Here is a 3,204-nt window from a genome sequence, read left to right as displayed (position 1 = left end):
GCCGACGAGGCTGCGCGCCATGGCGGCCGGGTCGCCGCCGGGGAAGTCGGTGCGGCCGATGGAGCCCGCGAACACCAGGTCGCCGGCGAACATCACCGGGACGCCGTCGTCGCTGCGGGTGGTGTAGACGACCGATCCGGGGGTGTGCCCCGGGGTGTGGGCGACCGTGTAGTCCACACCGCCCAGGGACAGGACCTCGCCGTCGGAGACCTCCACCACACGGGCGGGCTCGCGGTAGGGGCCCGGGCCCAGCAGGGCGGCCAGCTGCGCGGCGAAGGCGCCGTCCACTCCCCTGCCGGGGTCGGTGAACAGGGCGCGGTCGGCCGCGTGCACGTACACCGGGATGCCGTGGGCGTCGGCGATCTCGGCCGCCGACCACACGTGGTCGAAGTGCCCGTGGGTGAGCAGCACGGCGACGGGGGCCAGCCGGTGCTCGGCCAGGGCCTTGGCGACGGGCTCGGCCGCGTCCTGCCCGGGATCGACGATCACGCACTCACCGTTCGGGGCCGCCGCCGGGACGTAGCAGTTCGCGGCGAGGGGTCCGGTGGGTAGCGCGGCGATGAGCACGGCGGGTGGCGTCCTGTTCGTGGGTCGGATGGTGCGCGGGCCGCGGGCCGTCAAGGGTGTCGCCCGCGGATAACTCAGAGCCTACCGACGCGAACGGGGCCGGGGCGACCGGAAGAGCACACGTGTGCGCTCTTTTGATCACCATTCGATCACCGCACACGCCCGGACTCTTTGCCAAAGCGCGTGGTAATGCCATATTGGGCACCGTCCCATGTGCACCGGGCCCCGACCTGCGCCTCTTCGAGAAAAGCGGGCCGTCGGTTCTCGGCCCCGGACCGGCACGAGGGGGACACCGATGGCGGGCGACCGGAAATGCCCGCCCGGACGGATGAGACACGGCGCGCCGTCATCATCGAATCGGATGGATACCGTGGTCAGCACAGTGGTTTCCATCACGGATCGGCGAGGGACACCGCGACGACCAGAACCCGCTCTTCGGCGGGTTCATGACAGCAGGAGGACACGGTGACCACGGACCCTTGGGGCCGCGTAGACGACGACGGCACGGTCTACGTGCGCACGAGCGAAGGCGAGCGGGTCGTCGGATCGTGGCAGGCCGGGGAGCCGGAGGAGGCCCTGGCCTTCTTCCGCCGCAAGTACGACTCCCTGGTCACCGAGGTTGAGCTGCTGGAGAAGCGGCTCAACACCACCGACCTGTCCGCCGCCGCCGCGATGTCGAACATCGACAAGCTGCGCTCGGCCGTACAGGAGGCGCACGCCGTCGGCGACCTGGACGCCCTGACCCGCCGGCTGGACGCGCTGGCCGGACGCGCCGAGACCCGCAAGGTCGAGCAGAAGCAGGCCCAGGAGCGGGCCCGCGGCGAGGCGCGCGAGATCAAGGAGCGCATCGTCGCCGAGGCGGAGCGGGTCGCCGTCGAGACCACGCACTGGAAGTCCGGCGGCGAGCGGATGCTCCAGCTGATCGAGGAGTGGAAGAAGGCCCCGCGGGCCGACCGCCCCACCGAGCAGGCGCTGTGGAAGCGCATGTCGGCGGCGCGCAACTCCTTCTCCAAGCGCCGCAAGGCCTACTTCGCCAACCTGGACCACGAGCGGGAGTCGGTGCGGTCCGAGAAGGAGCGCATCGTCGCCGAGGCGGAGGCCCTGTCCGGCTCCACCGAGTGGGGTGAGACGGCCCGCGCCTACCGCGACCTGATGCAGCAGTGGAAGCGGACCGGCCGCGCCGACCGGGCCAGCGAGGACCGCCTGTGGGCCCGGTTCAAGGCCGCCCAGGACACGTTCTTCGACGCCCGCAACGCGGTCTTCGCCGAGCGCGACGCGGAGCTGCGGGTCAACGCCGACGCCAAGGAGAAGATCCTGGCCGAGGCGCAGACGGAGATCCGCGGGCTGATCTCGGACCCGCGCCGGGCCCATGCCCGGCTGCGCGACTTCCAGGAGGCCTGGGAGGAGGCCGGGGAGCTGCCGCGTGACACGCGCGACCGGCTCGAAGGCGCCTTCCGCCAGATCGAGGACGAGGTGCGCCGCGCCGAGGAGTCCGAGTGGGAGCGCAAGAACCCCGAGGCCCAGGCGCGCGCCCGGGCCACGGTGGCGCAGCTCGCCACGGCGATCGCCGACCTGGAGAAAAAGCTGGAGAAGGCGCGGGCGAACAACGACGCCCGTCGCGTCAAGGAGGCCGAGGAGGCGCTGGAGGCCCGCCGCTCCTGGCTGGCCGAGGCGGAGAAGGCGCTCGGCGACCTGAGCTGACGCCCCCCGATCGCCCGGGCGGGTCCCGTGTCCGTGGAGGACGCGGGGCCCGCCCTTCGCCGTTCCCGGCCGTGCCTTCCGTCAGCGGTACACGTCCAGATGGTGGACGGTGGCCCCGGGGAGGGTGTCGGGCTCCGGCCCCGGGGCCTGGTCGGTGGGGGCGCGGTCGGTGGGAGTGTGGTCGGCGGGTGCTTGGTCGGTGGGCTCGGACAGCGCGGGCGGTGCGGGTCTGGGCCTGCGGGTGCGCAGGTACAGCGCGGTGCCCCCGCCGGCCAGGGCGAGCAGCCCCACCCCCGCGGTGACCGCCCCGACCCAGGCCGGGGCCAGCGGTTTGCGCACCTCGTGCTCCCGTGAGGCGCAGGAGGCGAGCACGCCGCCGGGCTCCGGGCGCAGGCACGCGGTGGCGACCGGGCGGGCGGCCCCCTCGGGGAGCGCGGCCAGTTCCCCGGTGACGGTGAAGGAGGTCCGCTCCCCCGCCTCCAAAGGCCGCGTCCAGACGACGCGGCCGCCGTCCACCTCGGCGCCCTCCGGGCCGGTGACGTAGCGCATGGTCGGGGGCAGGTGGTGGACGATCTCCGCCTCGGCCACCGCCCCGGCCCCGGAGTTGCGGACGCCGATCGTGTACTCCACCCGGTCCCCCGGCGACAACCGCTCGCGTTCGGCGGTCTCGGTGAGCGACACGTGCAGGGTCTCGGCTCCGGGGACCACCTCCCGGGCCTCCGCCGGGTCGGGCTCCTGGATTCCCGGCAGGGCGGCGAGGGCCGCCAGGCCCAGCGCCGCCATCGCCGCAGCTACGGCCATGGTGCTTCCTCCGCGTACAGCACATTACTATCTGTATTTACTTGATAACACGGAGTGTTCGTTTTGGGGTTGCGCCATGCAGTGGGGCCAGGCGGTGAGGAGATACGGCGAGGGGGCGGACGACCCCTCGGGTCG

General features: G+C 73.0%; 3 protein-coding genes. 1 reads left to right on the top strand and 2 read right to left on the bottom strand.

Annotated elements, in window-relative coordinates; translation table 11 throughout:
* A partial coding sequence (locus ACJOT3_RS33705) for an MBL fold metallo-hydrolase (RefSeq protein ID WP_406977182.1) occupies positions 1-567 on the bottom strand: 567 nt, incomplete at its 3' end.
* Between the two features lie 465 nt (positions 568-1,032).
* Here ACJOT3_RS33705 and ACJOT3_RS33700 point away from each other — a divergent pair.
* Entirely contained in the window at positions 1,033-2,268 is a 1,236-nt protein-coding gene (locus ACJOT3_RS33700; RefSeq protein ID WP_406977181.1) for a DUF349 domain-containing protein, read from the top strand.
* Between the two features lie 81 nt (positions 2,269-2,349).
* On the opposite strand, the gene ACJOT3_RS33695 is transcribed toward ACJOT3_RS33700, so the two are convergent.
* The gene (locus ACJOT3_RS33695) at positions 2,350-3,069 is read right to left on the bottom strand and encodes a hypothetical protein (RefSeq protein WP_406977180.1); all 720 of its coding nucleotides are present in this window, start codon (positions 3,067-3,069) and stop codon (positions 2,350-2,352) included.
* Positions 3,070-3,204 lie beyond the last annotated feature (135 nt).

It is taken from the genome of Nocardiopsis protaetiae (genome assembly GCF_045446735.1).
GTDB classification, from domain to species: domain Bacteria; phylum Actinomycetota; class Actinomycetes; order Streptosporangiales; family Streptosporangiaceae; genus Nocardiopsis; species Nocardiopsis protaetiae.
This window is presented reverse-complemented; position numbering and strand designations above follow the sequence as displayed.